This window comes from Sphingomonas glacialis (assembly GCF_006439055.1).
Taxonomy (GTDB): domain Bacteria; phylum Pseudomonadota; class Alphaproteobacteria; order Sphingomonadales; family Sphingomonadaceae; genus Sphingomonas; species Sphingomonas glacialis_A.
On sequence record NZ_RCZC01000002.1, the window covers coordinates 1,581,414 to 1,608,274 of the forward strand.

Sequence of the window (26,861 nt, forward strand, 5' to 3'; positions counted from 1 at the left end):
GCCGTCCCAGACTGATGACATCCTAGCAGAGTGGAATTTGCTTTTTGGCTCCTGCTGCTCTTTTTTGTGCCCGCGCTGATCCTGTGGTCGCCCGTGTTCGCGTTGGCTTGCTGGCGGTTTCGCGAGGGAAAATTCCGACATTACGCGTGGGTATGGGCATGGATGCTTCCTGCCTCCGCTACAGTCGTGCTTCTCGGATTGACGGGGTTCATCGGCGACGTGTTCGGCTCGGCATGACACTCAGATGTCAATGTCTGCTTCCTGTCATTGGGCTTCCTGTTGAAACACGATGTTCAATCTGTCGGCACGCCTAATAAGCTCTTGATCCCCTGATCGCGCAGCAAAATCGAGCATAGCATCTAGGAGATCAGAGCCCAATAATTGCCGAGTTTCGGCAGTTTCCAACAAAGCCCACGCCTTCTCATACTCCGCGAAGGCTCCTTCGAAGTCGCGTTGATGATCCGCTTTGTAGTCGCCCTCGATTACAAAATGACATACAGCTTGGTAGTTCTCGGAACCGATTTCGGTCACGATCTTGCCCTGCGCTTCCGTTTTAGCGGTGGGCGTCATGGTGCTTCGCTGCCATCGTATCATGTCCGGTTTCCACCAGTTATCGCTATTCGTTCTCTCTACGTCGCGCCACGCCTTGATGCCGCCCCCCGCTCTCCGGTAACGCCGAGCCATGAGCGCTCCCCTCCCCGCCACCGACACCGAAGCCGCCGCCGAACTCGCGCGGCTGGCGGAGCAGATCGCCTATCATAACGCGCGCTATCACACCGATGACGCGCCCGAGATCAGCGACGCCGACTTCGACGCCCTGCGCTCGCGCAACACCGCGCTCGAGGCGGCCTTCCCGCAGCTCGTCCGCGCCGATTCGCCCGCGCTGCAGGTCGGCGCCGCGCCCGCCGCGCATCTCGCCAAGGTCGCGCATGCGCGAGCGATGACCAGCCTCGACAATGCCTTTACCGACGAGGACGTCGCCGAATTCGTCGCGCGCGTGCGGCGCTTCCTCGCGCTGCCCGACGATGCGCCGGTAGAGCTCACCGCCGAGCCCAAGATCGATGGCTTGTCCTGCTCGCTGCGCTACGAACAGCGCCGGCTCGTCCAGGCGCTGACGCGCGGCGACGGGCAGGTCGGCGAGGACGTCACCGCCAATGTCGCGCACATCCCCGACATCCCGCAGACCCTCCCCGCCGACGCGCCCGACATTTTCGAGGTCCGCGGCGAGGTCTATATGGCGAAGGCCGATTTCGCCGGCCTCAACGCCCGCCTCCTCGCCGAGGCCGAGGCCGCCGGCAAGGAGGCCCGCCAGTTCGCCAACCCGCGCAACGCTGCCGCCGGGTCGCTCCGCCAGAAGGACGCCGCGGTCACCGCGACGCGACCGTTGCGCTTCTTCGCCTGGGGCTGGGGCGAGACCAGCGCGCTTCCCGGCGAGACGCAGAGCGCCAACGTCGAAGCGATCCGCGGCTGGGGTTTCCCCATCGCCAGCGGCTTCGCGCACGCCGCGACCACCGACGCCGCGCTCGCCGTCTATCGCGCGATCGAACACCAGCGCGCCGACCTCCCGTTCGACATCGACGGCGTCGTCTACAAGCTCGACCGGCTCGACTGGCAGGCGCGGCTCGGCACCGTCGGGCGCACCCCGCGCTGGGCGATCGCGCACAAATTCCCCGCCGAGCGCGCCGAGACCACGCTGACCGCGATCGACATCCAGGTCGGCCGCACCGGCGCGCTGACCCCGGTCGCGCGGCTCGCGCCCGTCACCGTCGGCGGTGTCGTCGTCACCAATGCGACGCTGCACAATGCCGACGAGATCGAGCGGCTCGGCGCGCGCGTTGGCGACCGCGTCGTGCTGCAGCGCGCGGGCGACGTCATCCCGCAGATCGTCGAAGTGCTGACGCGCGACGAGGAGCGCCCCGCCTTCGCTTTCCCGACCGCCTGCCCCGAATGCGGCTCGCTCGCCGAGCGTGGCGAGGGCGAGGTCGTGGTGCGCTGCACCGGCGGGCTGATCTGCCCGGCGCAGCGCGTCGAGCGGCTGATTCATTTCGTCTCGCGCCACGCCTATGACATCAGCGGCTTGGGTCTGGTGCGGATCGAGGATTTCTTCCGCGACGGGCTGATCGGCTCGCCCGCCGACATCTTCCGGCTGCACGAACATCGCGCGTCGCTGGTGACGCGCGAGCGGATGTCCGAGCTGGTCGTCGACAAATTGCTCGCCGCGATCGACCTGCGCCGCCAGATCGGGCTCGACCGTTTCCTGTTCGCGCTCGGCATCCGCCATGTCGGCGAGATTACCGCACGTGACCTCGCCCGCCGCTATGTGTCGATGGCGGCGTTTTCGGACATGATCGAGCGCGTCCTCGCGGTGCGCGCCGCGACCGTGCCGGCGCTGGGCGAGACCGACGCGAAGTTCGTCGTCCGCCGCGGCCGCGCGCTCGCCGACGCGATCGAGACTGCGGGGATCGGCCCCGAGGTCGCCGACGCGCTGCTGGAGTTCTTTGCCGAGCCGCACAATCGCGACGTGGTCGAGTCGCTGCTGCGCGAAGTGACGCCGACGGATGTCGTCCATCAGACCCGCGAGTCGCCGGTCAGCGGCAAGATCGTGGTGTTCACCGGCAGCCTCGAGACGATGAGTCGCGACGAAGCCAAGGCGCAGGCCGAGGCGCTCGGCGCGCGCGTGGCGGGATCGGTGTCGGCCAAGACCGATCTCGTCGTCGCGGGCCCCGGCGCGGGTTCGAAGCTGAAAAAGGCGGCCGATCTGAAGGTTAGGGTGATCGACGAAGCGGGTTGGGCAGAGATCGTCGCCGCTGCGGGATAAGTCCGTACAAACCCGCCTGCTAAACTGTGATGCTAATATGCAACGGTTCCCGACCGTTTTTAACGGGAGGTGAACAGTCTGCATGACTTGTCATCGAACAGAAATATAACAGGTGCAGGGGCTCCGATCGATGGAGCGTGACGGCCACAGGCCGAGCGCTGACGATCACGATATTCTGTGGGGAACAAGCATGAAGATGAAGCTATTCACTGGCGTGGCCTTTGCCGCGATCCTGGTACCGGGCGTAGCCTTCGCACAGTCGACGGGTTCGACCGATTTCGACGGCGGCACCGACATCGTCGTCACCGGCACCAAGGCGAACAAGGGTGGCATCACCGTTCCCGACGTTCCCAAGACGCGCATCACCGTCGGTGCGGATACGATCAGCCGCCAGCGCCCCGGCCAGACCGTCAACGAGATCATCAACCTCGTCCCCGGCGTCAGCTTCCAGAATAACGATGCGACCGGCGCGGCCGGCGGTACCTTCACGATCCGCGGTTTCGACAGCTCGCGCATTTCGCAGACGCTAGACGGTGTTCCGCTCAACGACACCGGCAACTACGCAATCTATTCGAACCAGCAGCAGGATCCCGAGACGCTCGACTCGATCAGCGTCAACCTCGGTTCGACCGACGTCGACAGCCCGACCGCTTCGGCCGTCGGCGGCACCGTCAACATCCGCACGCGCAAGCCGACGCAAGAATTCAGCGCAATGATGAGCGGCACCTACGGCACCTATCTCGGCCAGGGCGACCCGCTCAACCGCTCGATCTACCGCGTCTATGGCTCGGTCGACACCGGCGAGATCGCGCACACTGGCGTCCGCGCCTTCTTCACGGGTTCGAGCATCAGCGCCGACAACCCCTTCAGCAACTATTCGCGCCTGAAGAAGCAGCAGTATAACGCGCGCATCTTCAAGGATCTCGGCGACAATGGCGACTTCCTGTCGCTCGCTGGCCAGTGGAACGAGAACCGCAACAACTTCCTCGGCTCGGTGCCGCTGCGCAACGATGTGGTGCAGAGCCCGACCAACCCACTCGCGCGCGTCGTCGGCCCGAACTCGAACAACCGCGCACCGCTGACCGGTGCCGAGCGCTTCTACAACATCAACTATCCCTGCACGATCGGCGGCGCGACCCCCGGCCTCAACACCGCCGGCGCCGCCTGCGGCACCGAGTTCGACCGTCGCTTCAACCCGTCAAACACCGGCAACGTCCGCTTTGGATCGCGCTTCACACTCACCCCGAAGCTCGTGCTCACGGTCGACGCCAGCTATCAGTACACCAAGGCTAATGGCGGCGGCACGGTCTCGCTGCTGGAAGGCTGCGGCAACCTCGGCAGCACGACGAACCGCGCCTGCGGTCCGACCAGCGTACTCGGCGTGATCAACACGACGGGCAACACCGGTAACGGTTCGCCCGGCGGCTTCGGCTATTACACCGGTCGCGATCTCAACGGCGACGGCGTGATCAGCCCGACGACCAGCGTGCTCGCCATCGCTCCGAGCCAGACCCAGACCCGCCGCTTCGTCGGCGTCGCCGGTCTCGCTTACGAGTTCGACGAGAACAACCGCGTCCGCATCGCCTATACCGGCGACTATGGCCGTCATCGCCAGACCGGCGAAGCAGGCTTCCTATCGACCAATGGCACCCCGCTCGACGTGTTCCCGGTTAACAACGGAATCCGCGACGCAACGGGCGCGCTGATCGAGAAGCGCAACCGCAAGTCGCTCGCGATCCTCAACCAGGTTTCGGCCGAATATCGCGGCAAGTTCTTCGACGACAAGCTCGTCGCGGTCCTCGGCGTGCGTGGCACCTTCTTCCGCCGCGACCTGACGCAATATTGCTTCACGGTGGCTGCCAACACCAACGTGTCGTGCGTCTCGCCAAGCCAGACGGCTGCCTATGCCGCGGCGAACCCCTACACCTACTTCGCGCCTGGCGTGACGACGGTGAACGGCGTCAACCGTCCGATCGTCGCCGGCAGCTCGTGCGCCGTTGTGACCTCGGCCTGCGTAGTCGGCTTCGCCCCGCCGCAGCAGCGCGTGAAGAACTACAACCGCGCACTCCCGAACGTCGGGCTGACCTACAACTTCACCAGCGCCATCAGCATGTACGCGAGCTTCTCGCAGGGCCTGTCGGTGCCGAGCACGGACAACCTCTACAGCTCGTTCTATTACGCCAACGGTTCGCCGCAGTCGTCGCCCAAGCCTGAAACGACCGACAGCTACGAACTCGGCGCGCGCTACACGACCGGCAAGGTCCAGGCGCAGCTCGCAGGCTGGTACACCAAGTTCAACAACCGCACCGTCACCGTCTATGACATCGAGAGCGACAGCAGCGTGTCGCGCAACCTCGGCACGGTGGACAAATACGGCTTCGACGGCTCGGTGTCGTACACCCCGGTTCGCAACCTGACGGCGTACGTGTTCGGTTCGTACCTGCACTCGAAGATCCGCGACAACACCGAGGCGGGCCGCACCGGCACGACGATCAACTACTTCCAGACCGCGGGCAAGCGCGAGGGCGGCTCGCCGACCTGGATGGGTGGTGGTCGTCTGCAGGGCACCGTCGGCATCGTCGATCTCGGCGCGCAGGCCAAATATACCGGTTCGCGCTTCGTCAACGACGAGAACCTGCCGGTCTACACCTGCACCGGCACCGTCTCCGGCGGCCTGTGCCCGGTGGCTTCGCAGAACCAGATCTACGGTGCGAAGATCCCGAGCTATACGATCGTCGACCTCGACGTTCGCATCAACGTCGGCCAGCTGCTTGGCAACAACCGCAAGACCTTCTTCCAGGTCAACGTCAGCAACCTGTTCGACAAGGTCTATATCGGCGGCCTGAGCGGCTCGAGCGGCTTCGTCGGCCTGCCGAACCGCTACTCGATCGGCAACGCCGTCATCGGTACGCCGCGCTCGATCACCGGTTCGCTGGTGGTCGCGCTCTAAGACTTCTACAGTTCGTCACGACGGCCGCCGTCCCCGCAAGGGGGCGGCGGTTTTCGTTTGGGGGTTATGCCTCCGCCGCCGCCTTGGCGTAGAGCGACTGGATCGGGCGGGCGAACACGCGCCCAACCATCGGCTCGAAGAACGACAGCGGCGCGCTGTCATAGGTCGGGTCGAACGCCGCCTGATCGTATTTCTCGCAGAATTCGGCGCACGCCTCGAAATGCGGGTGGCCGCGATATTGCTCGCGCAGGTCGCGATCACCGCCGATGTAATGAAAGAAGTAATAGCCCTGGAACACGCCGTGGGTGTTGGCGATCCAGTGCACTTCCTCCGACACGAACGGCCGCAGCATCGCCGCGCCGATCTCGGGATGGTTGTAGGTGCCGAGCGTGTCGCCGATGTCGTGGAGCAGCGCCATCACGACATAGGCCTCGTCGCGCCCGTCGCGGTGCGCGCGCGTGGCGGTCTGGAGCGAGTGTTCGAGCCGGTCGACCGGGAAGCCGCCGTAATCGCCGTCGAGCAGGCGGAGGTGGGTCAGCACGCGGTTGGGCAGCGTCTTGGCGAACTGGCCGAAATGGCCGGCGATGAGGCTCCAGTCGGCCTGGGTGCCATGCTCCATCGCGGTGAACTGCGCGCGGTCGGGCTGATCGTTCATGGTGTCGCTCTCCTCTTCCTTCCTCCCTCCCTGGAAGGGAGGGGCTGGGGGTGGGTCGGCCTAGGGCGGGTGTTGCGCGCTCCAACGGGCCGACCCACCCCCGACCCCTCCCTTACAGGGAGGGGAGGTCCGCGTCGTTGCGTGGTGTCCGGCTAATACCCGACTTTGCGCATTGCGCCCAGCCGGGCTAAGACCCGTGCCCATGCCCCTCTTCACCCGACCAGCGATCTTCTCGCGGCCCTTCTTCGAAGACAAGGGCCGCGCCTTCTGGACACTGCAGGCGGCGGGGTGGACCGGGTATCTGATCCTGCGAGGCGTCTCGAGCGTCTCGAACGCCGCCGACGTGTCGGTGGTAGTGCCGGTCGTGATCGAATCGATCGTCGGCTACAGCATCACGCTACTGCTCGCGACGGTGTACAATTACTACAGGCGGCAGCCGCGTTTCGCGATGGCGATCCTGACGATCATCACGCTCGCCGCGGCGACGCTGCTCTACGCGGTGCTCGACGCCTTCTCCTTCTCGTTCATCAAGCTGCAGAGCCCGGGGCTCAACGTCAGCCTGGTGCTCGGCACGATCTTCCTCAACTTCACCGTGCTCGCCGGATGGACCGCGCTCTATTTCGGGATCAATTTCTATCTGATCGTCGAGGACCAGATCGACCAGCTCGCCACGCTCGAGAACACCGCGTCGTCGGCGCAGCTGGCGATGCTGCGCTATCAGCTCAACCCGCATTTCCTGTTCAACACGCTCAACTCGATCTCGACGCTGGTGCTGCTAAAAGAGACCGAGCGCGCCAATGCGATGCTCGGGCGGCTGTCGTCGTTCCTGCGCTACACGCTCGCCAACGAACCGACCGCGCACGTCACGGTGCAGCAGGAGTTCGAGACGCTGAAACTGTATCTCGAGATCGAGAAGATGCGCTTCGAGGAACGCCTGCGGCCGACCTTCGACGTCGACGTGCGCGTGTCGAAGGCGCGGTTGCCGTCGCTGCTGCTCCAGCCGCTCGTCGAAAACGCGATCAAATACGCGGTCACTCCGCAGGAAGATGGCGCCGAAATCGCCGTTACCGCGCGGCTCACCGGGGATCGGGTGCAGATCGTCGTATCCGACACCGGCCCCGGCTTGAACGAAACAAAGGCGCGGCAGAGCGTTTCACAGAGCCAGGCTCTTTCAACCGGGGTTGGCCTTGCCAATATCAGGGAGAGGCTGGCCCAGGCTTACGGGCCTGACCATAGATTCGAGACTCGATCGATCCCGGGGGGCGGTTTCGGGGTCGAGATTGAAATCCCGTTCCAGCTCGAGGAACCGAAGAAAGAGTTTGCATGACGATCCGCACCATCCTCGTCGACGACGAAAAACTAGCTACCCAGGGCCTCGCGCTGCGCCTCGCCGCGCATGAAGACGTCGAAATCGTCGACACCTGCATGAACGGCCGCGAAGCGATCCGCGCGATCAAGACGCACAAGCCCGATTTGGTCTTCCTCGACATCCAGATGCCGGGGTTCGACGGCTTCTCGGTCGTCCAGGGCCTGATGGAGGTCGAGCCGCCGCTGTTCGTGTTCGTGACCGCCTATTCCGACCATGCGCTGAAGGCATTCGAGACCGACGCGGTCGATTATCTGATGAAGCCGGTCGAGGAATCGCGCCTCGCCGACACACTCGACCGCGTGCGCCAGCGGCTGACCGAGAAGCGTGGGGTCGAGGAGGTCGATCGCCTCAAGGAAGTGATCGCCGAGATCGCGCCCGATTCGGTCGAAAACCTTGCCGATGGCGGCGAGCAGGTTTCGGCCAATCGTTTCGAGAAGCTCATCAACATCAAGGATCGCGGGCAGATCTTCCGCGTCGATGTCGACACGATCGAGCGGATCGATGCCGCGGGCGATTACATGTGCATCTACACCGGCGACAACACGCTGATCCTGCGCGAGACGATGAAGGATCTCGAAAAGCGGCTCGATCCGCGCCGTTTCCAGCGCGTGCATCGCTCGACGATCGTCAATCTCGACCTGGTCAAGGAAGTGAAGCCGCACACCAATGGGGAGTGCTTCCTCGTGCTGCAGTCGAACGCGCAGGTGAAGGTTTCGCGGAGCTATCGCGACGTGGTCGCGCGGTTCGTACACTAAGCGCCTTACTCCCCTCCCCTTCAGGGGAGGGGCTGGGGGTGGGGGAGGTCTCACCGAGACCAAAGACCGCAGTCACTTCCCCACCCCAACCCCTCCCCTAAAGGGGAGGGGCTTTAGGGCCGCTCAACCTTCGGCCGTATCAGCACCCTCGGCGGGCCGTTCGAACCACGCCTCGACCTCGCCCGACAGCTTGAGCGTCAGCGGTTGCCCATGGCGGTCGACCTTCTTGCCGAGCGCGACGCGGATCCAGCCTTCGGAGCGGCTATATTCTTCGACGTCGTGGCGCTGCTGGCCCTTGAAGCGGATGCCGATCCCACGCGCGAGCGCCGCCTCGTCGTAATGCGGGCTGCGCGGGTTGGAGGACAGGCGGTCTGGGGTCTGATCTGTGTCGGTCATGACCCGGGCTCATGACGCAAAATGCGCCCCCACGCCAGACACGAAAACGGCGCGGAACTGAAGTCCCGCGCCGCATCGCGTCGCGCAGCCGCCCGTTTAGCGGCAGACGCGGACGTTGACCGGACGATCGTAATAGCCGTCCCAGCGACGCTCGATGAAGCAGCGCTGCTCGTAAACCGGCTCGGCATAATAGCCACGATAGTAGCCGCGATCACGATAATAGCCGTCATTGTAATAGCCATCGCGATAGTAGCCGCGGTCGCGGTAATAGCCACGGTCGCGGTTCGACGCGAGCGCCGCGCCGACGGCTAGGCCGGCAATCCCGGCAACCACCGCGGTGCCAGCACCGCCACCGCGACCATAATAGCCGCCATGGCCACGGTACCCGCCCCAGCGCTGGGCCTCGGCGGGGGCTGCTGCGGTCAATGCGGTCGCGCCAAGGGCAAGGCCGAGACCGATCTTCTTCATCAAGTGGTTCATCTCGTATCTCCTCATTCCAAGCATTCCCCGTGCATCGCCAAATAACGCATCAGCGGGCTAGCTTGTTGCAACATGTATGCGAGTCGGTCTGAACGTGTCCGGAATGCCCCATTTATGGGGCGTTCACCAAGCGGTTTGCACCGTGCGGCCCTGCACGGTTGCGCCCGCGCCATCGCGCTGTATCGCCAGGATTTCGGCCAGGGCGCGCGAGCGAACGACAAGAAGGTTCGGTGTAATGCAGTTTCGAGTGAGGCTTTTGGCGCTGGTGATGGCGGCCACGGGTGTTGCGGCGGGCGCCTCCCCCGCGGCTGCCCCGCGCGAGCCCGCGATCGTGCGCGTGCGCTTCGTCACCGCGGCCGGGCCGATCGTCGTCGCGCTCGATGCGCGCCGCGCCCCGGGCACCGTCGCCAATTTCCTCGCTTATGTCGATGACGGCCGCTTCGAAGGCACCAGCTTCTACCGCGCGACACGGCGCAAGACCGCGCCCCATACCGGATTCGTCCAGGGCGGGATCGGCACCGATTCGCACCGCATGCTCGGCGTCGTCCCGCTCGAGCCGACCAACAAGACGGGTATCAAGCATCTCGACGGCACGCTCTCGATGGCGCGCTACGAACGCAGCGATTCGGGGTCGGGCAATTTCTCGATCATGGTCGGCGCCAATCCGTCGCTCGATGCGCGGCCGGGGTTCGTCGGTTATGCGGCGTTCGGGCGCGTCATCGTCGGGATGGATGTGGTCAAGAAGATGCTCGCGCTGCCGACGCTCCCCGGCGGCGACGGCGCGTTCAAGGGGCAGATGATGGCCAAGCCGGTCACGATCGTGCGCGCAGAGCGGCTCGACGGCGTGGCCAAGCCGACCGGCGGGATGAAGGTGTGGCAGATGCTGCACGGCGTGAAGCGCGGCTAGCGCGGCGGCTCAGCCCGTCAGCGCGCGTCGCCGACCGCCCGGCGGACCGAGCCGCGGCTCCAGCTGACGAACGCCGATTCCTCCATCGGTGCGGCGATCGCATAGCCCTGCATCACGTCGCAGCCGATGATGCGCAGGATCTCGACCTGCGCCGGCGTCTCGACCCCCTCGGCGACCGCTTCGCAGCCGAGCGCGTGGATCACGCCCACCACCGCCTGCGCGATCGTCCGCGCCGCAGTATCGTCGGCGACGTGCGCGACCAGGCTGCGATCGAGCTTGATCCGGTCGATCGGCAGCGCGCGCAGCCGTGAGAGGTTCGAATAGCCGGTGCCGAAATCGTCGATCGCGATCGTCGCACCATCGGCGCGGAGCTGCTCGATCGCTGCCAGCACCGCATCGCTGCACTGCATCGCGAGCGTCTCGCTGATCTCGAGCTCGAGCAGATGCGCCGGCGCGCTCGCCCGTCGTAGCGCCGCGCGCAGCCCATGGAAGAAGTCCGCATGATCGATCTGCCGCGGCGAGACATTGACCGCGAGGCGTTGCTCGATGCCGATCCTACCCCAGCGCGCGATCGTTGCGGCGACCGATTCGACGACCCAATCACCGATATCGACGATCATCCCGGTCTCCTCGGCGCAGTCGAGAAAGGTCAGCGGCAGGCGTAGCCCCTCGCGCGGGTGGCGCCAGCGCAGCAGCGCTTCGGCGCCGACGACGCGGCCCTGCTCGATGCTGATCTGCGGCTGGAAGACGAGCGCGAACTCGTCGCGGTCGATCGCCTCGCGCAGATCGCCCTCGAGCGTAGTGCGTTCGGCGATGCGGGCGGCGAGCTCGACGCTGAACGGCTCGGCGCGGCCCCGCCCATTGCCCTTGGCATGATACATTGCGGCGTCGGCGGCGCGCATCAGGTCGGCGAGCGTGCTGCCATGGTCGGGGCAGAGCGCCATGCCGATCGATGCGCCGATCGAGACATGCGTGCCGCCGAGCTCGAACGGCTCGGCCAGCGCGCGCAGCACCGCATGGCCGACCTCCGCCGCCTCGCCGGGATCGCCGATCGCGGGGAAGAACATCGTGAACTCATCGCCCGCAAGGCGGCCGATCAACGGCGCCGCCGCAGCCGGGGCGTGCGCGACACCGTCGGCCACTGCGCGCAGCCGGTTCGCGACCATGCCGAGCAGCGCGTCGCCACAGGCGTGGCCCATAGTGTCGTTGACCGTCTTGAAACGATCGAGATCGATGAAGAACAAGGCACCCGTGCTTTCGCCACCGTTTGCGGGGGTTGCCGCGAGCATCCGCTCGCACGTCGCGCGAAAATTGCTGCGGTTCGCCAGCCCGGTCACCGGATCGAACATCGCGAGCCGGTGAACGCTGTCGAGATTGTTGGTCATCTGCGTGAACAGGCCTTGCATCGCGCGCGCGAGCTGCGGCACGGCCTCGCCGATTTCGGCGGGGATCGCGCTGTCGAGATCCCCCTCGCCGGCGCGCGCCAGCCGCGCGATCGCAGCGTCGATGGCGCCGGCCGTCCCGGCGATGCTGCGTTCGGCCGAGGCCCAGCACATCGCGGCGCAGACCACCGCCGGAATCAGCGCGCGCGCGATATTGTCGAGATCAAAGCCGCGTGCCGAGGTTGCAAGCACAGCCAGGAAGAAGGCCACCGCCCCGGCGCACATCGCAAACACGACGGCGCGACTCTTGAGCGTGACCTCGTCCATTGGGGTGATGCGCGGCTCCCTGCCCGGCAGCGTGCGCGAGCTTGGCGTGACCGTGCCAGCAAAAGGTTAAGAGTTTTGCGCCGTCCGCAAGCGCTTGAGGACGATATATAAAGCGCCCGCGCCGCCATGCCGCGGATGCGCCCCGCGGACCGCCGCGATCGCCGAGGAATGGCGCGATCCGGCGAGCCAATCCCCTGTCGCGGCGCGGATCGCACCGCGCGCATGCGGACGTTCGCTGGCCGGGCGCGGCGGCTTGCCGGTGACGAGCAGGATCACGCGGTCGCCCGCGCGGATCGCGGCATCGAGCGCGGCGTCGAGCAGGTCATAGGCCGAATGCAGCGTGTGGCCGTGCAGGTCGATCGTCCGGTCGGGCGACACGAGGCCGCGCGACAGCTGGCGATCCCAACTCCCGTCGAGCGTGTTGCCCGGCGGCTTTGGCGGTGCGGCGATCGAAACGGTCTTGCGGCCAAGCGGCGGCACCGAGCCGACGGTCCCCTTGCCGAGCAACGCGCCGAACGATGGAACCGGCTTTTCAGGGAGGCGCATTGCCGGAACGGGGCGCCGTTCGACCGCCGGCGCGATCGGGACCGCCTTGGCGGCGGGCGCTACCGCGCGCAGCGGGCGGACCCCCGCCATCACGCGCGCCCAGAGCGCGGCCTCTTCGGGGCGAAGCGGGCGCGATCCCACTCCTGTCAGCCCGCCGTCGCGGCACCCAGGCGCTGCAGCGTGCCGACCGGCAACAGCAGGAACGCGGTGCCGCGCGCCGCCATTCCGCCCGCAATCGCCGCCGCATCGGCGCCTGCGCCCCAGAAGGTATCGATCCGGTTGGCACCCTTGATCGCGCCGCCGGTATCCTGTGCGATCCACAGCCGGCTCGCATCGGCGCGGTCCATCGACAACAGCACCGGCGCGCCGAGCGGCACGAAATGCGGATCGGCCGCGGCACTCACCCCACCGGTCACCGCGATGCCGAGCGCGCCGAGCGCTGGCCCGGTCTGTTCGCGGAAGAACACATAGCTCTTATTCTCGCGCATGATCGCGCGGCCCTCTTCGGGATGGTCGTGCAGCCAGCCGACGATGCCCTGCATCGAGCTCTGCCCGGGCGCGAGCAGCCCGCGCTTTTTCATCAGTGCGCCGATGCCGGTGTAATCGCGGCCATTCTGGCTCTCATAGCCGATCCGCATCACCGACCCGTCGGGCAGCCGCAGCCGCCCCGAGCCCTGGACCTGCAGGAAGAACAGCTCGATCGGATCGGCGGCCCAGGCGATGATCGGCGCACGGCCTTCGAGCGATCCCTGCTCGATCGCGGTGCGATCGTCATAGGGGACGAAGGTCTTGCCCTCGACACGGCCGCGGATCTTCTTTCCTTTGAGCGTATCGCTGAACAGGCCGAGATCGACATCGACGAGGTCGGACGGGCGCGCGTAGATCGGCACTTCGTAGCCGCGCCGCCGATCGCGCGAGCCGCGGATCTCGGGCTCGTAATAGCCCGTTGCGAAGGCCTTGCCGTCGCCGACCTGCACCGCCTCGAAATATTGCGCGAAGAATGCGCGCGCGCCGCCCGGACGGACAGTGGGTGCCGCGGCACAGGCCGGCTGCCAGTCCGATCCCTGCGTCAGGCCCGTTACGTCGGTGCGGCGTTGCAGCGACGGACAGGTCGCGCGGAACGCCACGAGCGCGCGCTCGGCCTGTGCATCGTCGATCGGCAAGGAGTAGAGCGGCGGCCCGGCGATGACGCCGGCGCTGCGCGCAGTCGGCCCGGGCGCGGTGACCGCTTGGGTCGGGGCGATCGGCGTTGCCGGCACCGGGCGACGGACCGGAGTCTGTCCGTTGCCGATCGCGCGCGGGCGTTCGATCTGACCACCGCCGCACGCCGCAAGCAAAAGCGCCAATGCGGTTACGCCAACGGACTTTCCGTGTCGAAGGCTGCAAAGCGAAGCCCGGACGTCCCCCCTCACCGCACTCACGCCTCGTCGGTGTCGGCGAGCTTCCAGTTCGGATCGCTGCTCTTGAGCGTCCGCGCGAAGGTCCAGGCGTCGTGCGTCTCGACCGCGTCGCTCATCGAGCCGGCGATGACGGTATTCTCGGCATCGCGCGTGATGGCCGCGATATCGGCGTCGAAGCGCACCGTGATCCGCGCGATCTTGCCCTCGAGCGTCGCGTCGGAGATCACCGCGCGCTCGATCGAGACCAGGCGGTTTTCGAGGACGTGGCCGGCGGTGTTGCGGGCTTCGATTGCAGCGACGAAGGCCTCGCGCACATCGTCCTCGGCTAGCCAGGCGAGTTCTTCCGCGTCACCCTTCCAGAACGCCTCGAGGATCATGCGGTAGGCCGCCTTCGATCCGTCGAGGAAGCGTGCCACGTCGAAGCTGGAATCCCCGGCGATGATCGCGCGGATGCCGGCTTCGGCCTTGGGTTCGACCAGACGGCTGGCGGGCTCGCGGCTTTCGCCGATCATTTCGGTCGGGCGTTGCACGACGGTAAGCGGCGCGCGGTCCTCGGCGGGCTTGGGCAAAGGCTGCTCATGCCCGGTGCGCTTGCCGAGCACCATATAGAGACGCAGCGCCAGAAAACCGGCGACCATCGCGAGGATAACAATCAGGAACACGCGGCCTCCGGGGCTTTCACTAGACAGGCTACATAGGCATAAATGGCCGATGTTTCAAACGACGTGATTGTACGCCGCGCCTGTCAAAGCCGTGGGCCGTGTGTTGAACTCGGTCCCACCCCCTGCTAGGCGCGCGCCTTCCATGCCACAACGCTGTGGCGACTATACGGCCAAAGCAAGGACGAGTTCCATGAGCGAGCAGGATGACGGCTTCATCTCCACCACGGTCGACGGCGCGCCGTTGGCAAACGGGGCCGACACCACCCCCGCAGCGGGTCTAATCTCGCAGTACGTCAAGGACTTCTCGTTCGAGAATCCCAATGCACCGGCGATCTTCCAGAACCCGACGCCGCCCGCGATCGACGTCCAGTTCAACATCGCCTCGGCGCAGGTCGGCGAGGACGTCTATGAAATCGTCCTGCGGATCGAAGTGAAGGCCGAGGCCGAGGGCACCGTCGCGTTCCTCGTCGACCTTTCCTATGCTGGCCTGTTCGGCTTGCGCAATTTCCCGCTCGAGCATCTCCAGCCGTTCCTGCTGGCGGAAGCGCCACGGCTGATCTTCCCGTTCGCGCGCCGCGTGCTCGCCGATGCGGTCCGCGACGGCGGCTTCCCGCCGCTGCTGCTCGAGCCGATCGATTTCGGTGCGGTGTTCCTGCAGCAGCAGGAAGCCGGCGAAGCCTCGGGCACGTTCGGCACGGCGTAATCTTGCTTCTTAAGCCCCTCCCCTTCAGGGGAGGGGCGTAAGCTGGATCGAGGGCACCCAATGAACCTCGTCAAATCCCTCGGCTCGGTCGGCGGGCTGACGCTCGTCAGCCGAGTGCTCGCGCTGCTGCGCGACTCGCTCGCCGCGCGCTATGTCGGTGCGGGGTTCGCGTCGGATGCGTTCAACGGCGTCGCCTTCCGCTTGCCCAACATGTTCCGCGCCTTGTTCGCGGAGGGCGCCTTCTCGGCCGCGTTCATCCCGCTGTTCAACAAAAAGGCCGCGGGGCCCGAGGGCCTTCCCGCCGGCTACGCCTTTGCCGAGCGCGCGCTGGCCGTGCTGCTGCCGGTGCTGATCCTGTTCACCGTTGCGATGCTGCTCGCCGCCTGGCCGATCACCTATCTCCTCTCGGGCGGCTTCGCGCGCCAGCATCCGACGCATGAGCAATTCGCCTTCGCGGTGATGCTGTCGCGGATCACCCTACCCTATCTGGCGCTGATCTCGCTCGCCTCGCTGCTCGGCGGGATCCTCAATTCGCTCGACAAATTCTGGGTCAATGCCGCCGCGCCGATCCTGCTCAACCTCGCGATGATCGGCGGGCTGTGGTTCTTCCACGGCGCCGACGAATATGAGACCGCGCGCGTCCAGGCGATATCCGTCACCGTCGGCGGCGTGCTGCAGCTCGCGTGGCTGATCCTGGCATGCCACCGTGCCGGGGTCGACATGCGGCTGCGGATGCCGCGGCTCGACAAGGATGTGCGCGAGATGCTGCGCCTCATCGTCCCCGCCGCGGCGGGCGCGGGCGCGTCGCAGATCAATTTGCTGATCTCCACCTCGCTTGCCGGAAGCCTGCTCGCGTCGGGCTCGATCACGTACATCTATTATGCCGACCGGCTGAACCAGCTCCCGCTCGGGCTGATCGGCATCGGGCTCGGCACGATCCTGCTGCCAACGATCTCGCGGCTGCTGTCCTCGGGGCAGGACGCAGCGGCGATGGAGACGCAGAATCGCGGGATCGAGCTCGCGCTGTTCCTCACGCTGCCTGCGACGATCGCCTTCCTGATCGCGGCCGAGCCGATCGTCCGCGGGCTGTTCCAATATGGCCATTTCACCGCACTCGACGCGAAGCGCTGCGGCTGGGCACTGAGCGCCTTCTCGATCGGGCTGCCGTCCTACGTGCTCGTGAAAGTGCTGACGCCGGGCTATTACGCGCGTGGCGATACCAAGACGCCGGTGCGCTATGCGATGCTGTCGATCGGGATCAATATCGTCGGCAACCTCATCCTCATCCCGCTGATCGGCCATGTCGGCCCGCCACTCGCGACCGCGCTCGCCTCGACCGTCAACGTGGCGATGCTGTACCGCACGCTCGCCGCGCGCGGGCATTTCGTTGCCGATGCGGGATTGCGCCGCAAAGTGCCACGCCTGCTACTGGCCGCGTTGCTGATGGGTGCGACGATCTACGCGTTCGAGCAACTGCTCGATCCCTATCTCGGCGGGCCGCTGATCGTGCGCTATGCCGCACTCGGCGTGCTGGTCGGCGCAGGCGGCGCGGTCTATGGCGTGGCGTGCTTCGTCACCGGCGCGTATCGCATCGCCGACATCAAGGGATTGCTCCGCAAGCGCGGCGCCACCTCCAAACCCGTTCAGGAATAACCCATGCGCGTCCTTTCCGGCATCCAGCCCACCGGCAACCTCCACCTCGGCAACTATCTGGGCGCGATCAAGCAATGGGTCGCGATGCAGGACGCGATGGCCGCGGGCGAAGAATGCCTGTTCTTCCTCGCCGACCTGCACGCGCTGTCGCAGCCGGTCGTCCCGGCCGAGCTGAACGCGCACACCACCGAGATGGCGGCGACCTTGCTCGCGTGCGGGATCGACCCGCAGCGCTCGATCCTGTTCAACCAGGCGCGCGTGCCAGCGCATTCGGCGCTCAACTGGATCCTCGGCGGCACCGCGCGGATGGGCTGGCTCAGCCGGATGACGCAGTGGAAGGACAAGGCGGGTAAGAAGGGCGAGACGCAGAGCGTCGGGCTGTTCACCTATCCCGTGCTCCAGGCCGCCGACATCCTGCTCTACCAGACGACGCATGTGCCCGTCGGCGACGACCAGAAGCAGCATCTCGAGCTAGTGCGCGACATCGCGATCAAGTTCAACACCGACTATGGCGATACCTTCGTCCTGCCCGAACCGCTGATTTCGAAGGCCGCGCCGCGCATCATGAGCTTGCGCGATGCGAGCGCGAAGATGTCGAAATCGGACCCGAGCGATGCGTCGCGGATCAACCTGGTCGATTCGGACGAGCTGATCGCGAGCAAATTCCGCAAGGCCAAGTCGGATGCCGACGGTCTGCCGGGCGAGGTTGCAGGGCTCGCCGAGCGGCCCGAGGCGAAGAACCTCGTGACGATCTATGCCGCGCTCGAAGGCAGTACGCCCGACGCGGTGCTGTCGCAGTTTGCGGGGCAAGGCTTCGGCGCCTTCAAGCCCGCGCTCGCCGATCTCGCGGTCGCGACGCTGGCGCCGATCCGCGAGCGGCTGACGGCGTTGCTGGGGGATCGCGCGGCGGTCAGCGCGGTGCTCGCCGACGGCGCGGCGCGCGCGGCGGTCTTGGCGGCACCGACGCTCGCCAAGGCGCAGGCGGCGGTGGGGCTGCAGGTCTAAGCGGCGAACGGGTTGCGGATCGTCAGACGGCCTTCGATCACGAGGCCGTGGTGCATGTCTTCGGACCACAGGGTGTCGCAATCCGCCAGCAGTGCCGCAGCGACGATCAGGCAATCATATATGGCGAATCGGTAGCGTGCATGAAGCTGCAGAGCGAGTTCGGGCGTCTCGATCGTGAGCGGCACGACAGTGGCGACCGCGCGCAATCGATCCAACACATCGAGCACCTCTGGAAACGAAAACGCGAGTTTGCGCAGGACGACCGTTGCGACCTCGTTGAGCACTGACGACGCCGCGCGGAGCGAGCAGCGCCTCGGCGCGCGGCCCCTTGATGGCGTCGCCTGCCGCCGCATAGATCGGCACGTTGCTGTCGAAGAAGCTACCGGGCATTCGCCTCGTCGCGGTCGAACTTGAAATCATCCGGCATACGCCCGCGATAAATCCGCAAGCCTGCAAGCGCCTCTTCGGGCGTCATCTTGCGCGCGATGCGAAGCGAGCCATCGAGCTGAACCCGGACGTCCAACTCCTCGCCCAGCTCCACCGCGAGCGCCTCGACCATTTCCTTGGGCAAACGGACCGCGAAGTCGTCGCCCCACTTCGCCAACTGCATCGCCTGTCTCCGAATGTGGGCCCAGCCATACCGGAATTTCGGCGCTCTCGCTATCCCTCGAGCTCGCGCAGCAGCACGCGCACCGCGGTGTCGATCTCGCGGTCGGTGTCGCGCAGTTCCTCGATCCGGCGGACCGCATGGATCACCGTCGAATGGTCCCGCCCGCCGAACTTGCGGCCGATTTCGGGGAGCGAGCGCGTGGTCAGGCGCTTGGCGAGGTACATCGCGATTTGGCGCGGGCGGGCCACCACCACCGCGCGACGTGCCGACACCAGATCGACCGGCTTCAATTCGAAATGCGCCGAGACCGCCTTCTGGATCTCGTCGATCGTCACGCGGCGCTCGGCGCCGCGCAACACGTCGCCCAAGGTCGCCACGGCGAATTCGAGATCGACCTCGACCCCGGTCAGCTGCGCATAGGCGACGACGCGGTTGAGCGCGCCCTCAAGGTCGCGGATGCTCGCGGTGATCCGCGCGGCGAGCAGGTCGAGCACCTCGCCCGGCACATGCGCGCCGGGCATGTCGAGCAGCTTCCGCTCGAGCACCGCGCGCCGCAGCGACAGGTCGGAATTCTTGATGTCGGCGACGAGGCCGCACGACAGCCGCGACATGATCCGCGCCTCGACGCCGTCCAACCCCTGCGGGCAGCGGTCGGCCGAGATGACGAGGCGTTTGCCCGCGCCCATCACTTCGTTGATCGTGTGGAAGAACTCCTCCTGCGTCGAATCCTTGCCGGCGATGAACTGGAGATCATCGACCAGCAGCAGATCGGCCGAGCGCAGCCGCAGCTTGAAGCTGTGCGTGTCGCGGTTGCGCAGCGCCTGGACGAAATCGAACATGAAGCGCTCTGCCGACATCATCAGCACACGCGCCTCTGGTACGGCGCTGAGATAGGCCGCGGCGATCGCGTGCATCAGGTGGCTCTTGCCCTGCCCGGTGCCGCTGTGGAGGAAGAGCGGGCTGAAGCGCGGCACGCCGGGTTCGGCCAAAGCCTTGGCGGCGTTGAAGGCGACGCGGTTCGAGGCATCGACGACGAAGCGGTCGAAGGTGAAGCGCGGGTCGAGCGTCGGGCGATCAGCGATGACCAGCGGCTCGGCGGGGGCGACGGGCGCCGGTGCGGGCTCGACCTTGAGCACCGCGGTCGGGGCTGCCGCGAGGCCGGTCTCGATCGAGACGCTGCGCACGTTCGGCAGCAACGCGCGGAATTCCTGGAGCAGCCGGTCGCCATAATGGTTGCGGACCCAGTTGGTCATGAACGCCGAGGGCAGCGTCAGCCGCACCGTCTCGCGCTCACCGCCCGCGACCAACGCGATCGGCTTGAGCCATTGATCGAACAACCGCACCCCGGCCGATTCGCGCAGATGCGTGCGCACCGTGTTCCAGGCGCGCGCGACGCTCTCGTCCTGCCCGCTGGCAAAGTCGGTATCGTGCGCGCCTACCCCCCTGTTCACCGTCAAGACCACGCCAAAACCTTTGCATTGCGAACCGCGGGAGGTCCCGCGCCGCTATAATTACGACAGACAAACTTCCCCCCAGGCGGAATCACAATCCGTCTGACGTTTGCTATTCAAAGTGAGTCGCGAGCCAGAAACATCGCTCGCGGCGGATGGCCATTTATGAAGATCGCAGCGAGTCGAGCAAGGGGCTCGCCTGTCACATTTTCTAAATATACCCGGTTGACTCGGATTGAGCGAAGGTTTCGCGTCGGAAATCTCACAACCCTATGAATTCAGGGTATTTTTTGCGTGACACTTTGATGAAGGTTCTGCGAATCGCGGTAAACCGCGCCTTTGCGGTTTCGCCCGTTGGCAGCGTTCGCGCAACGTTCCTTAATAGGGGTTATAGCGGCACCTTAACGCGCCATCGCCGGCTTCGCGGCGCCGCGGACACGACAAAAAGCCCGCCGGACACATGTCCAGCGGGCGATCAGCCGTTGCGTAACCCGATTGGGATTAAGCGAGCGCGGTGAGGCGCTTGGTCAGGCGCGAGAACTTGCGGCTCGCGGTGTTCTTGTGCAGCACGCCCTTGGCGACGCCACGCATCAACTCGGGCTGAACCATCGCCATTGCGGCGGTTGCAGCAGCCTTATCGCCCGCTTCGAGCGCATTCTCGACCTTCTTGACGAAAGTGCGAATGCGACCGGTACGGTTGCCGTTCACGATGGTCCGCGCGGCGTTACGACGGATGCGCTTTTTCGCCTGTGGCGTGTTCGCCATGAAGCCCTCTGATCTGTAAATAAGAAAGGGCGGGAGGTAACTCCCGGCCCCGGAAGCCGTGCGCCTTACGCAGAACCGGGGTGGCGGTCAATCATTTCTGGCATTTCGGGCACCAGAAAGTCGAGCGGCCGCCCTCGGCATAGCGTTCGACCGTGCCGCCGCAGCTGCACGGCTCGCCCTCGCGGCCATAGACCGCGAATTGCTTGGAGAAATAGCCGAGTTCGCCGTCGGGGCGGGCGTAGTCGCGCAAGGAAGAGCCGCCGGCGTCGATCGCCGCGAGCAGCACCTCGCGAATGGCGGGTACTAGGCGCGCGAGCTTGGCGCGCGACACGCTGCCGGCGGCGCGCTTGGGCGAAATGCGGGCGGCGAACAGCGCTTCGCAGACATAGATGTTGCCGAGTCCCGCGACGAGTCGCTGGTCGAGCAGCATCAGCTTGATCGACGCGATTCGCCCGGCGAGCTTGTCGTGGAGATAGGGGACGGTCAGCTCTGGCCCGAGCGGTTCGGGGCCGAGCGCCTTGAACGCAGGGAACTCGGCGAGCGATTCGGTCGGCAGAAGATCGACCGAGCCGAAGCGCCGCGGATCGTTGAGCGCGAGCCGCTGCATCGCGGTTTCGAGAATCAGGTGATCGTGCGGGAGCAGCTCGGACGGATCGACTCGCCACCGCCCCGACATGCCGAGGTGGAAGATCATGGTGTCGCCGCGATCGGTGTCGATCAGCCCATATTTCGCGCGCCGCGACAGGCCGGTCACCGTCGCGCCGGTCAGCCGCTGGCCGAGATCCTCGGGAAACGGCCGCCGCAGATCGCCGCGACGCATCTGGACGCGCGTAATGCGCTGGCCGTCGAGCACGGGCCGCAGGCCGCGCACGGTGGTCTCGACTTCGGGAAGTTCTGGCATCCCCCGTCCCTGCCCGTTTCCACGCCCGCCGCGCAAGCGGCTACCCACACCGAGACCACTCGGCGCTCGGGCGAAGGCGCGCTTTCATTGCGTAGCACCCAACGCGCCTTTCTTCTTCTCTCCGCGTGAACAAAAGACTTGATTCACGCGGAGACGCGGAGACGCGGAGAAGAAAGAGTCGGGTCGCGCGGGACGATTTGTCCGAGCAGCAACGCAGCGGTTTGCGCTGCCGCTTTGCTCGGCTAGAGCGTGCGGCATGAACGATCCAAACTCTGGCACCGTCTCCTTCGGCTACGAAGACATCCCCGCCACCGAAAAGACCGCCCGCGTCGGCGGCGTCTTCTCGAGCGTCGCGCGCAGCTACGACATCATGAACGATGCGATGTCGGGCGGGATGCACCGTGTGTGGAAGGACCGCTTCGTGCGCCGCGTGAAGCCGCGCGACGGCGAGCAGATCCTCGACATGGCGGGCGGCACCGGCGACATCGCCTTCCGCCTGGCCGAATCGGGCGCGAGCGTCACCGTCGCCGACATCAACCCGCAGATGCTCGAAGTCGGCATCGACCGCGCGGCAAAGCGCGGCATCGACGGCCTGGTCTGGACCGAGGCCAATGCCGAGACGCTGGTCTTCCCCGACCGCTTTTTCGATGCCTATACGATCGCGTTCGGCATCCGGAACGTGACCGACATCCCCAAGGCGCTGCGCGAGGCAAACCGCGTGCTGCGGCGTGGCGGGCGGTTCTACTGCCTCGAATTCTCGACCACGCTGTGGCCGGGTTTCGCCGATGTGTACGACGCCTATTCGCACAAGCTCGTCCCCAAGCTCGGCAAGCTGCTCGCGCAGGACGAGGACAGCTATCGATATCTGATCGAGTCGATCCGTCGCTTCCCCGACATGCCGACCTTTGAAGGGATGATCCGCGACGCGGGTTTCGTGCAGACCGGCGTCGAGCCGATGCTCGGCGGGCTGGTTGCTATCCACCATGGGTGGAAGATTTGATGGGGTGTTCCCTTAATCCCTCTCCCATCGGGAGAGGGTGGCCGAGCGCAGCGAGGTCGGGTGAGGGCAGTTTACGGCTTCGCCCTGTCCTCACCCTTCCGTCGCTTCGCTCCTCCCTCCCTCTCCCACAGGGAGAGGGAAAGAAGTGACCGCCCCCGCAACGCACGTCTGGCGCCTGCTCAAATGGGGCCGGATCCTCGCCCGGCACGGCGCGCTCAGCGGCATCGAGCGCGACGCCAACACCCCGCTGCCGATCCGCCGTCTCGCGCGGATCGCCCGCATCGGCGCGCGTGTGCCGAAAGTGCCGCGCTATGCCGATGCGCTCCAGGCGATCGGCCCCGCCGCGATCAAGCTCGGCCAGACGCTCGCGACGCGTCCCGACATCGTCGGCGAGACGGCGTCGAACGATCTGATGCGGCTTCAGGACGCGCTCCCGCCCGTCCCCTACGAAACGATCCACGCCGCGATGACGCGCGCCTTCGGGCGCGATCCGGCCGATCTGTTTGCCTCGATCGACCCGGTGCCGGTCGGCGCCGCCTCGATCGCGCAGGTGCATCGCGGCGTCACCACCGACGGCCGCACCGTCGCGATCAAGGTGCTGCGCCCCGGCGTCGAGGAAGATTTCACCCGCGCGATCGAGACCTATCAATGGGCCGCGGCGCAGGTCGAGGGCTATGGTGGCGAACTCGCGCGGCTGCGCCCGCGCCTCGTCATCGAGACCTTCAAGCGCTGGACCGCGCGCGAGCTCGATCTGCGGCGGGAAGCCGCCTCGGCCTCCGAACTCGCCGATGCGATGACGGCTGAGCCCGATTTCCTGGTGCCCAAGATCGACTGGCAGCGCACCAGCGGCAAGGTGCTGACGCTCGAATGGATCGACGGCATCAAGCTGTCGAACCGCCCCGCGCTCGTCGCGGCGGGCTATGACCTCAAGGCGCTCGCCAACACGCTGGTCCATGCCTTCCTGCGCCAGGCGATCGCCGAAGGCTTCTTCCATGCCGACATGCACCAGGGGAACCTGTTCGCGCTGCCCGGCAACAAGATCGCCGCGATCGACTTCGGCATCATGGGCCGGATCGACCGGCGCGCGCGCGTCTGGCTGGCCGAGATCCTCTACGGGCTGATCACCGGCAATTATAAGCGCGTCGCGGAGATTCATTTCGAGGCGGGCTATGTCCCGGCACACCACAATGTCGCCGAATTCGCGACCGCGCTGCGTGCGGTCGGCGAGCCGATGCGCGGCATGTCGGTCAAGGACATGTCGATCGGGATGATGCTCGACGGGCTGTTCAACATTACGCGCGACTTCGACATGCAGACCCAGCCGCATCTGCTGCTGCTGCAGAAGACGATGGTGATGGTCGAGGGCGTGGCGACCAGCCTCGATCCCGAGATCAATCTGTGGGACGCAGCGGCGCCGTTCGTGCGCGAATGGATCCGCACCGAGCTCGGCCCCGAAGCGGCGGTCGCCGACCGGCTGGTCGAGGATTTCCGCACGCTCGCGCGGCTGCCCGAGCTGATCCGCAACATCGAACGCCGCTTCCCCAATGCGCCCGGCGCGCCACCCGAACCGCCGCTGCGCGAGATCGAGGTCGTGCGGATCGGCGGCGGCTGGCGCTATGCGCTCGTCGCGGCGCTGAGCGCGGGCGCGAGCCTGGGGCTGGGCTGGATGCTGTGGGGGTGAGGCGGCACGCCCTTTCGACGCGCCGCAACGCGCACGCATGACGCCGCGGGCGCCCGTCTGGCTGACCGAGCCATCGCGCTACGCGGCGCTGTCGCAACCGCGCGCGCGGATCGCGCTGGTGGCGCTCGCCCTGCTGCTGCTCGCAACGTTGCTCGCGCTCGCTAGTCCCGCCGCGCCGCTGGCGAACCCGACGGCCGGCGACGATCAGCACGACATCCTGCTCTACGAGACGATCGTCCAGGGGCTTCGCGGCGGGGGCGATTATTACGGCGTCACCGGACAGGCGCTGCGGACGGCCGAATATCCGATGCGCCCGTTCTTCGCCTTCCGCTTGCCGACCTTGGCGGTCGTCGAGGCGGCGCTTCCGCTCTTCGTAACGATGACCTTGCTGTACGCGTTGGTCGCGGGTGTCGGCTACGTCTGGTATCTGCGGCTCGGCGGCGTGTTCGATCGGCCAGCGCCGCGGCTGATCGCGTTGGCGCTGCTCGCAGGGGGCCTGATCGCCTTTACCCAAGGCGACCTTTTCGCGCTTCATGAGATCTGGAGCGGGCTGCTGATCGCGCTCTCGCTGGCGCTGCGACGCGAGGACAAGTGGATCGAGGCGGTCGCGATCGGGCTGATCGCGATGCTGATCCGCGAGACCGCCGCGCTCTATGTTTGCGTGATGGCGCTGTTCGCGATCGCCGAGGGTCGCCGCCGCGAAGCGCTCGGCTGGGCGGCGACGCTCGGCGTGCTGGCGATCGTCGTCGCGCTCCACGCGCATGCCGTGGCGATGGTGGTGCGCGAGACCGATCCCGCCGCGCCCGGCTTGGCGGCACTGCCCGGCTTCGGCATCTTCGTCACGACGATGCAGCAGTCCACCGCGCTCACCTTCGCGCCCTTCTGGCTCGCCGCGCCGCTCGTCGCGCTGGCGCTGTTCGGCTGGTCGGCGTGGCGCAGCGCGCTGGCGCTGCGCGCGCTGGCGGTGTTCGTGGCGTATGCGCTGCTGCTTGCGCTGTTCGGGCGGGCCGACAGCTTCTATGGCGGGTTGATGATCGCCCCCACTTTCCTGATCGGCCTCGCCTTCGCGCCAGATGGCCTGCGCGACCTGATCGCCGCTGCGCGCGGGCCGCGGCGGAAAATCATCGTGACGCGGGTGACGCGGTGAAGATCCTGCTGATCGTCGGCGGCGGCATCGCCGCGTACAAGGCGTGCGAGCTGATCCGGCTGTGCCGCAAGGCCGGGATCGGCGTGAAAAGCGTGCTGACCGCGGGCGGTGCGCATTTCGTCACGCCTATGACGCTGGCGGCACTGTCGGAAAACCAGGTTTATACCTCGCTGTGGGACCTCAAGGACGAGGCCGAGATGGGACATATCCAGCTCAGCCGCGAGGCCGATCTCGTCGTCGTCGCGCCTGCGACCGCCGATCTGATGGCGAAGATGGCGGCCGGGATCGCCGATGATCTCGCGACGACGCTGCTGCTCGCGACCGACAAGCCCGTGCTCGCCGCGCCGGCGATGAACGTGCGAATGTGGCAGCATCCCGCGACGCGCCGCAATGTCGCCACTCTGCGCGGCGACGGGGTAACGGTGCTCGAGCCCGACGAAGGCGCGATGGCGTGCGGTGAATTTGGGCCAGGCCGATTGCCCGAGCCGGCAGAGATCTTCGCGGCGATCCAGGCGGCGTTGGCGGCGTGAGCGCGCTTGCTGGACTGCACATCCTCGTCACCGCCGGACCGACGCACGAGCCGATCGATCCGGTGCGCTATCTCGCCAATCGCTCGTCGGGGAAGCAGGGTTTCGCGATCGCCGCGGCGCTCGCTGCGCGCGGCGCGCGGGTGACGCTGATCGCTGGGCCAGTGACGCTCGCGACCCCCGACGGGGTGACGCGCGTCGATGTCGAAACCGCCCTCCAGATGGAGACCGCAGTAGCGGCTGCGCTTCCCGCCGATGCCGCGGTGCTTGTGGCTGCCGTCGCCGATTGGCGCGTCGAAGGTGCGGGGCAGAAGATCAAGAAGGGGGCGGACGGTCCGCCCGTGCTGCAGCTGGTCGAGAACCCCGACATCCTCGCAGGACTCGCTCGAAGCCAGGATCGTCCGCGACTCTTGATCGGCTTTGCGGCCGAGACTGAGCGGGTCATCGAGCACGCCACGGCGAAGCGGACGCGCAAGCAGGTCGATTGGATCGTCGCCAATGACGTGTCGGGCGACGTGATGGGCGGCGCGGCGAATACCGTCCATATCGTCACCGCCGATGGTGTCGAAAGCTGGGAACGACTGCCCAAGGAGGCGGTCGCAGAGCAGCTTGCCGAGCGGATCGTGCAGGCGCTGACGCGCTGACGGACGATTTGCGCGACGGCCTGATGTGTCGTCCGCCACCGTCACCCCGTCTTGTGCCGGGGTCCACCGTGACGAGAATCGCGGTGCTTGCGGCGCGGTGGCCCCCGGCACAAGGCCGGGGTGACAG

The 26,861-nt window shown here is 66.5% G+C and carries 25 protein-coding genes and 1 pseudogene; 13 read left to right on the top strand and 13 right to left on the bottom strand.

The annotated features are described in order from the left end of the window. The first annotated feature begins 30 nt into the window (after window positions 1-30). The gene (locus tag EAH76_RS11280) at window positions 31-237 is read left to right on the top strand and encodes a hypothetical protein (RefSeq protein WP_140850266.1); all 207 of its coding nucleotides are present in this window, start codon (window positions 31-33) and stop codon (window positions 235-237) included. Between the two features lie 27 nt (window positions 238-264). Here the strand turns inward: EAH76_RS11280 and EAH76_RS11285 are convergent, their stop codons facing one another. Beyond that, window positions 265-570 carry a hypothetical protein gene (locus tag EAH76_RS11285; protein WP_140850267.1) on the bottom strand — a complete coding sequence of 102 codons (306 nt, stop codon included), beginning with the start codon at window positions 568-570 and terminating at the stop codon, window positions 265-267. Between the two features lie 112 nt (window positions 571-682). On the opposite strand from EAH76_RS11285, the gene ligA reads away from it, so the two are divergent. After that, complete coding sequence (gene ligA / locus EAH76_RS11290; RefSeq protein WP_140850268.1) at window positions 683-2,818, top strand: NAD-dependent DNA ligase LigA; 2,136 nt, start codon at window positions 683-685, stop codon at window positions 2,816-2,818. A 190-nt stretch (window positions 2,819-3,008) separates the two neighbouring features. Beyond that, window positions 3,009-5,768, top strand: coding sequence for a TonB-dependent receptor (locus tag EAH76_RS11295; protein WP_140850269.1), 2,760 nt, complete (start codon window positions 3,009-3,011; stop codon window positions 5,766-5,768). Between the two features lie 64 nt (window positions 5,769-5,832). Here EAH76_RS11295 and EAH76_RS11300 read toward each other — a convergent pair whose 3' ends face one another. Beyond that, window positions 5,833-6,423 carry an HD domain-containing protein gene (locus EAH76_RS11300; RefSeq protein WP_140850270.1) on the bottom strand — a complete coding sequence of 197 codons (591 nt, stop codon included), beginning with the start codon at window positions 6,421-6,423 and terminating at the stop codon, window positions 5,833-5,835. A gap of 202 nt (window positions 6,424-6,625) precedes the next feature. Between EAH76_RS11300 and EAH76_RS11305 the strand changes: the two genes are divergently transcribed. Continuing rightward, on the top strand, window positions 6,626-7,750 hold the full coding sequence (locus EAH76_RS11305) for a sensor histidine kinase (protein WP_140850271.1): 1,125 nt from the start codon (window positions 6,626-6,628) through the stop codon (window positions 7,748-7,750). Then, window positions 7,747-8,547, top strand: coding sequence for a LytR/AlgR family response regulator transcription factor (locus EAH76_RS11310; protein ID WP_133186090.1), 801 nt, complete (start codon window positions 7,747-7,749; stop codon window positions 8,545-8,547). Before EAH76_RS11305 ends, EAH76_RS11310 begins: the two co-directional genes overlap by 4 nt. Window positions 8,548-8,670: 123 nt before the next feature. Here the strand turns inward: EAH76_RS11310 and EAH76_RS11315 are convergent, their stop codons facing one another. Beyond that, window positions 8,671-8,943, bottom strand: coding sequence for a DUF3297 family protein (locus tag EAH76_RS11315; RefSeq protein WP_140850272.1), 273 nt, complete (start codon window positions 8,941-8,943; stop codon window positions 8,671-8,673). A gap of 96 nt (window positions 8,944-9,039) precedes the next feature. Next, window positions 9,040-9,423, bottom strand: coding sequence for a hypothetical protein (locus EAH76_RS11320; protein ID WP_140850273.1), 384 nt, complete (start codon window positions 9,421-9,423; stop codon window positions 9,040-9,042). Between the two features lie 235 nt (window positions 9,424-9,658). Here EAH76_RS11320 and EAH76_RS11325 point away from each other — a divergent pair, with 235 nt between their 5' ends. Beyond that, entirely contained in the window at window positions 9,659-10,330 is a 672-nt protein-coding gene (locus EAH76_RS11325; RefSeq protein WP_140850274.1) for a peptidylprolyl isomerase, read from the top strand. A 17-nt stretch (window positions 10,331-10,347) separates the two neighbouring features. Here EAH76_RS11325 and EAH76_RS11335 read toward each other — a convergent pair whose 3' ends face one another. From EAH76_RS11335 to EAH76_RS11350, 4 genes are all read right to left on the bottom strand, one after another. Then, window positions 10,348-12,039 (bottom strand): putative bifunctional diguanylate cyclase/phosphodiesterase, encoded by a 1,692-nt coding sequence (locus tag EAH76_RS11335; protein ID WP_140850276.1) that lies wholly within the window; start codon window positions 12,037-12,039, stop codon window positions 10,348-10,350. A 66-nt stretch (window positions 12,040-12,105) separates the two neighbouring features. Further along, entirely contained in the window at window positions 12,106-12,675 is a 570-nt protein-coding gene (locus EAH76_RS11340; protein WP_140850476.1) for a Smr/MutS family protein, read from the bottom strand. 56 nt (window positions 12,676-12,731) lie between these two features. Then, complete coding sequence (mltA, locus tag EAH76_RS11345; RefSeq protein WP_140850477.1) at window positions 12,732-13,922, bottom strand: murein transglycosylase A; 1,191 nt, start codon at window positions 13,920-13,922, stop codon at window positions 12,732-12,734. 80 nt (window positions 13,923-14,002) lie between these two features. Continuing rightward, window positions 14,003-14,647, bottom strand: coding sequence for a Tim44/TimA family putative adaptor protein (locus tag EAH76_RS11350; protein ID WP_140850277.1), 645 nt, complete (start codon window positions 14,645-14,647; stop codon window positions 14,003-14,005). Window positions 14,648-14,837: 190 nt separating this feature from the next. Here EAH76_RS11350 and secB point away from each other — a divergent pair, with 190 nt between their 5' ends. Genes secB through trpS form a run of 3 tightly spaced genes read left to right on the top strand, consistent with a single transcriptional unit; the run spans window position 14,838 to window position 18,008 of the window. After that, complete coding sequence (secB, locus tag EAH76_RS11355) at window positions 14,838-15,350, top strand: protein-export chaperone SecB (protein WP_140850278.1); 513 nt, start codon at window positions 14,838-14,840, stop codon at window positions 15,348-15,350. Between the two features lie 60 nt (window positions 15,351-15,410). Continuing rightward, on the top strand, window positions 15,411-17,003 hold the full coding sequence (gene murJ / locus EAH76_RS11360) for a murein biosynthesis integral membrane protein MurJ (protein WP_140850279.1): 1,593 nt from the start codon (window positions 15,411-15,413) through the stop codon (window positions 17,001-17,003). 3 nt (window positions 17,004-17,006) lie between these two features. After that, window positions 17,007-18,008 (top strand): tryptophan--tRNA ligase, encoded by a 1,002-nt coding sequence (trpS, locus tag EAH76_RS11365; RefSeq protein ID WP_140850280.1) that lies wholly within the window; start codon window positions 17,007-17,009, stop codon window positions 18,006-18,008. Here trpS and EAH76_RS11370 read toward each other — a convergent pair. The 5 genes from EAH76_RS11370 to mutM all read right to left on the bottom strand — a co-directional run bounded on the left by EAH76_RS11370 (window position 18,005) and on the right by mutM (window position 21,735). Then, window positions 18,005-18,292, bottom strand: coding sequence for a PIN domain-containing protein (locus tag EAH76_RS11370; protein ID WP_206667859.1), 288 nt, complete (start codon window positions 18,290-18,292; stop codon window positions 18,005-18,007). The genes trpS and EAH76_RS11370 overlap by 4 nt on opposite strands. Window positions 18,293-18,387: 95 nt before the next feature. After that, window positions 18,388-18,618 carry an AbrB/MazE/SpoVT family DNA-binding domain-containing protein gene (locus tag EAH76_RS11375; RefSeq protein ID WP_140850281.1) on the bottom strand — a complete coding sequence of 77 codons (231 nt, stop codon included), beginning with the start codon at window positions 18,616-18,618 and terminating at the stop codon, window positions 18,388-18,390. A 50-nt stretch (window positions 18,619-18,668) separates the two neighbouring features. Further along, window positions 18,669-20,069: a chromosomal replication initiator protein DnaA gene (gene dnaA, locus EAH76_RS11380; protein WP_140850282.1), complete on the bottom strand. Its 1,401-nt coding sequence runs from the start codon at window positions 20,067-20,069 to the stop codon at window positions 18,669-18,671. 501 nt (window positions 20,070-20,570) lie between these two features. Then, on the bottom strand, window positions 20,571-20,834 hold the full coding sequence (gene rpsT, locus EAH76_RS11385; protein WP_140850283.1) for a 30S ribosomal protein S20: 264 nt from the start codon (window positions 20,832-20,834) through the stop codon (window positions 20,571-20,573). 91 nt (window positions 20,835-20,925) lie between these two features. Continuing rightward, window positions 20,926-21,735: a bifunctional DNA-formamidopyrimidine glycosylase/DNA-(apurinic or apyrimidinic site) lyase gene (mutM, locus tag EAH76_RS11390; RefSeq protein ID WP_140850284.1), complete on the bottom strand. Its 810-nt coding sequence runs from the start codon at window positions 21,733-21,735 to the stop codon at window positions 20,926-20,928. 256 nt (window positions 21,736-21,991) lie between these two features. On the opposite strand from mutM, the gene EAH76_RS11395 reads away from it, so the two are divergent. From EAH76_RS11395 to coaBC, 4 genes and pseudogenes are all read left to right on the top strand, one after another. Beyond that, the gene (locus EAH76_RS11395) at window positions 21,992-22,735 is read left to right on the top strand and encodes a class I SAM-dependent methyltransferase (protein ID WP_140850285.1); all 744 of its coding nucleotides are present in this window, start codon (window positions 21,992-21,994) and stop codon (window positions 22,733-22,735) included. 145 nt (window positions 22,736-22,880) lie between these two features. Further along, window positions 22,881-24,416 carry a 2-polyprenylphenol 6-hydroxylase gene (gene ubiB, locus EAH76_RS11400; protein WP_140850286.1) on the top strand — a complete coding sequence of 512 codons (1,536 nt, stop codon included), beginning with the start codon at window positions 22,881-22,883 and terminating at the stop codon, window positions 24,414-24,416. 37 nt (window positions 24,417-24,453) lie between these two features. After that, complete coding sequence (locus EAH76_RS11405; RefSeq protein ID WP_140850287.1) at window positions 24,454-25,563, top strand: hypothetical protein; 1,110 nt, start codon at window positions 24,454-24,456, stop codon at window positions 25,561-25,563. Further along, window positions 25,560-26,734 (top strand): annotated as a pseudogene (coaBC, locus tag EAH76_RS11410) (bifunctional phosphopantothenoylcysteine decarboxylase/phosphopantothenate--cysteine ligase CoaBC). The gene EAH76_RS11405 and the pseudogene coaBC overlap by 4 nt, the downstream one beginning before the upstream one ends. Window positions 26,735-26,861 lie beyond the last annotated feature (127 nt).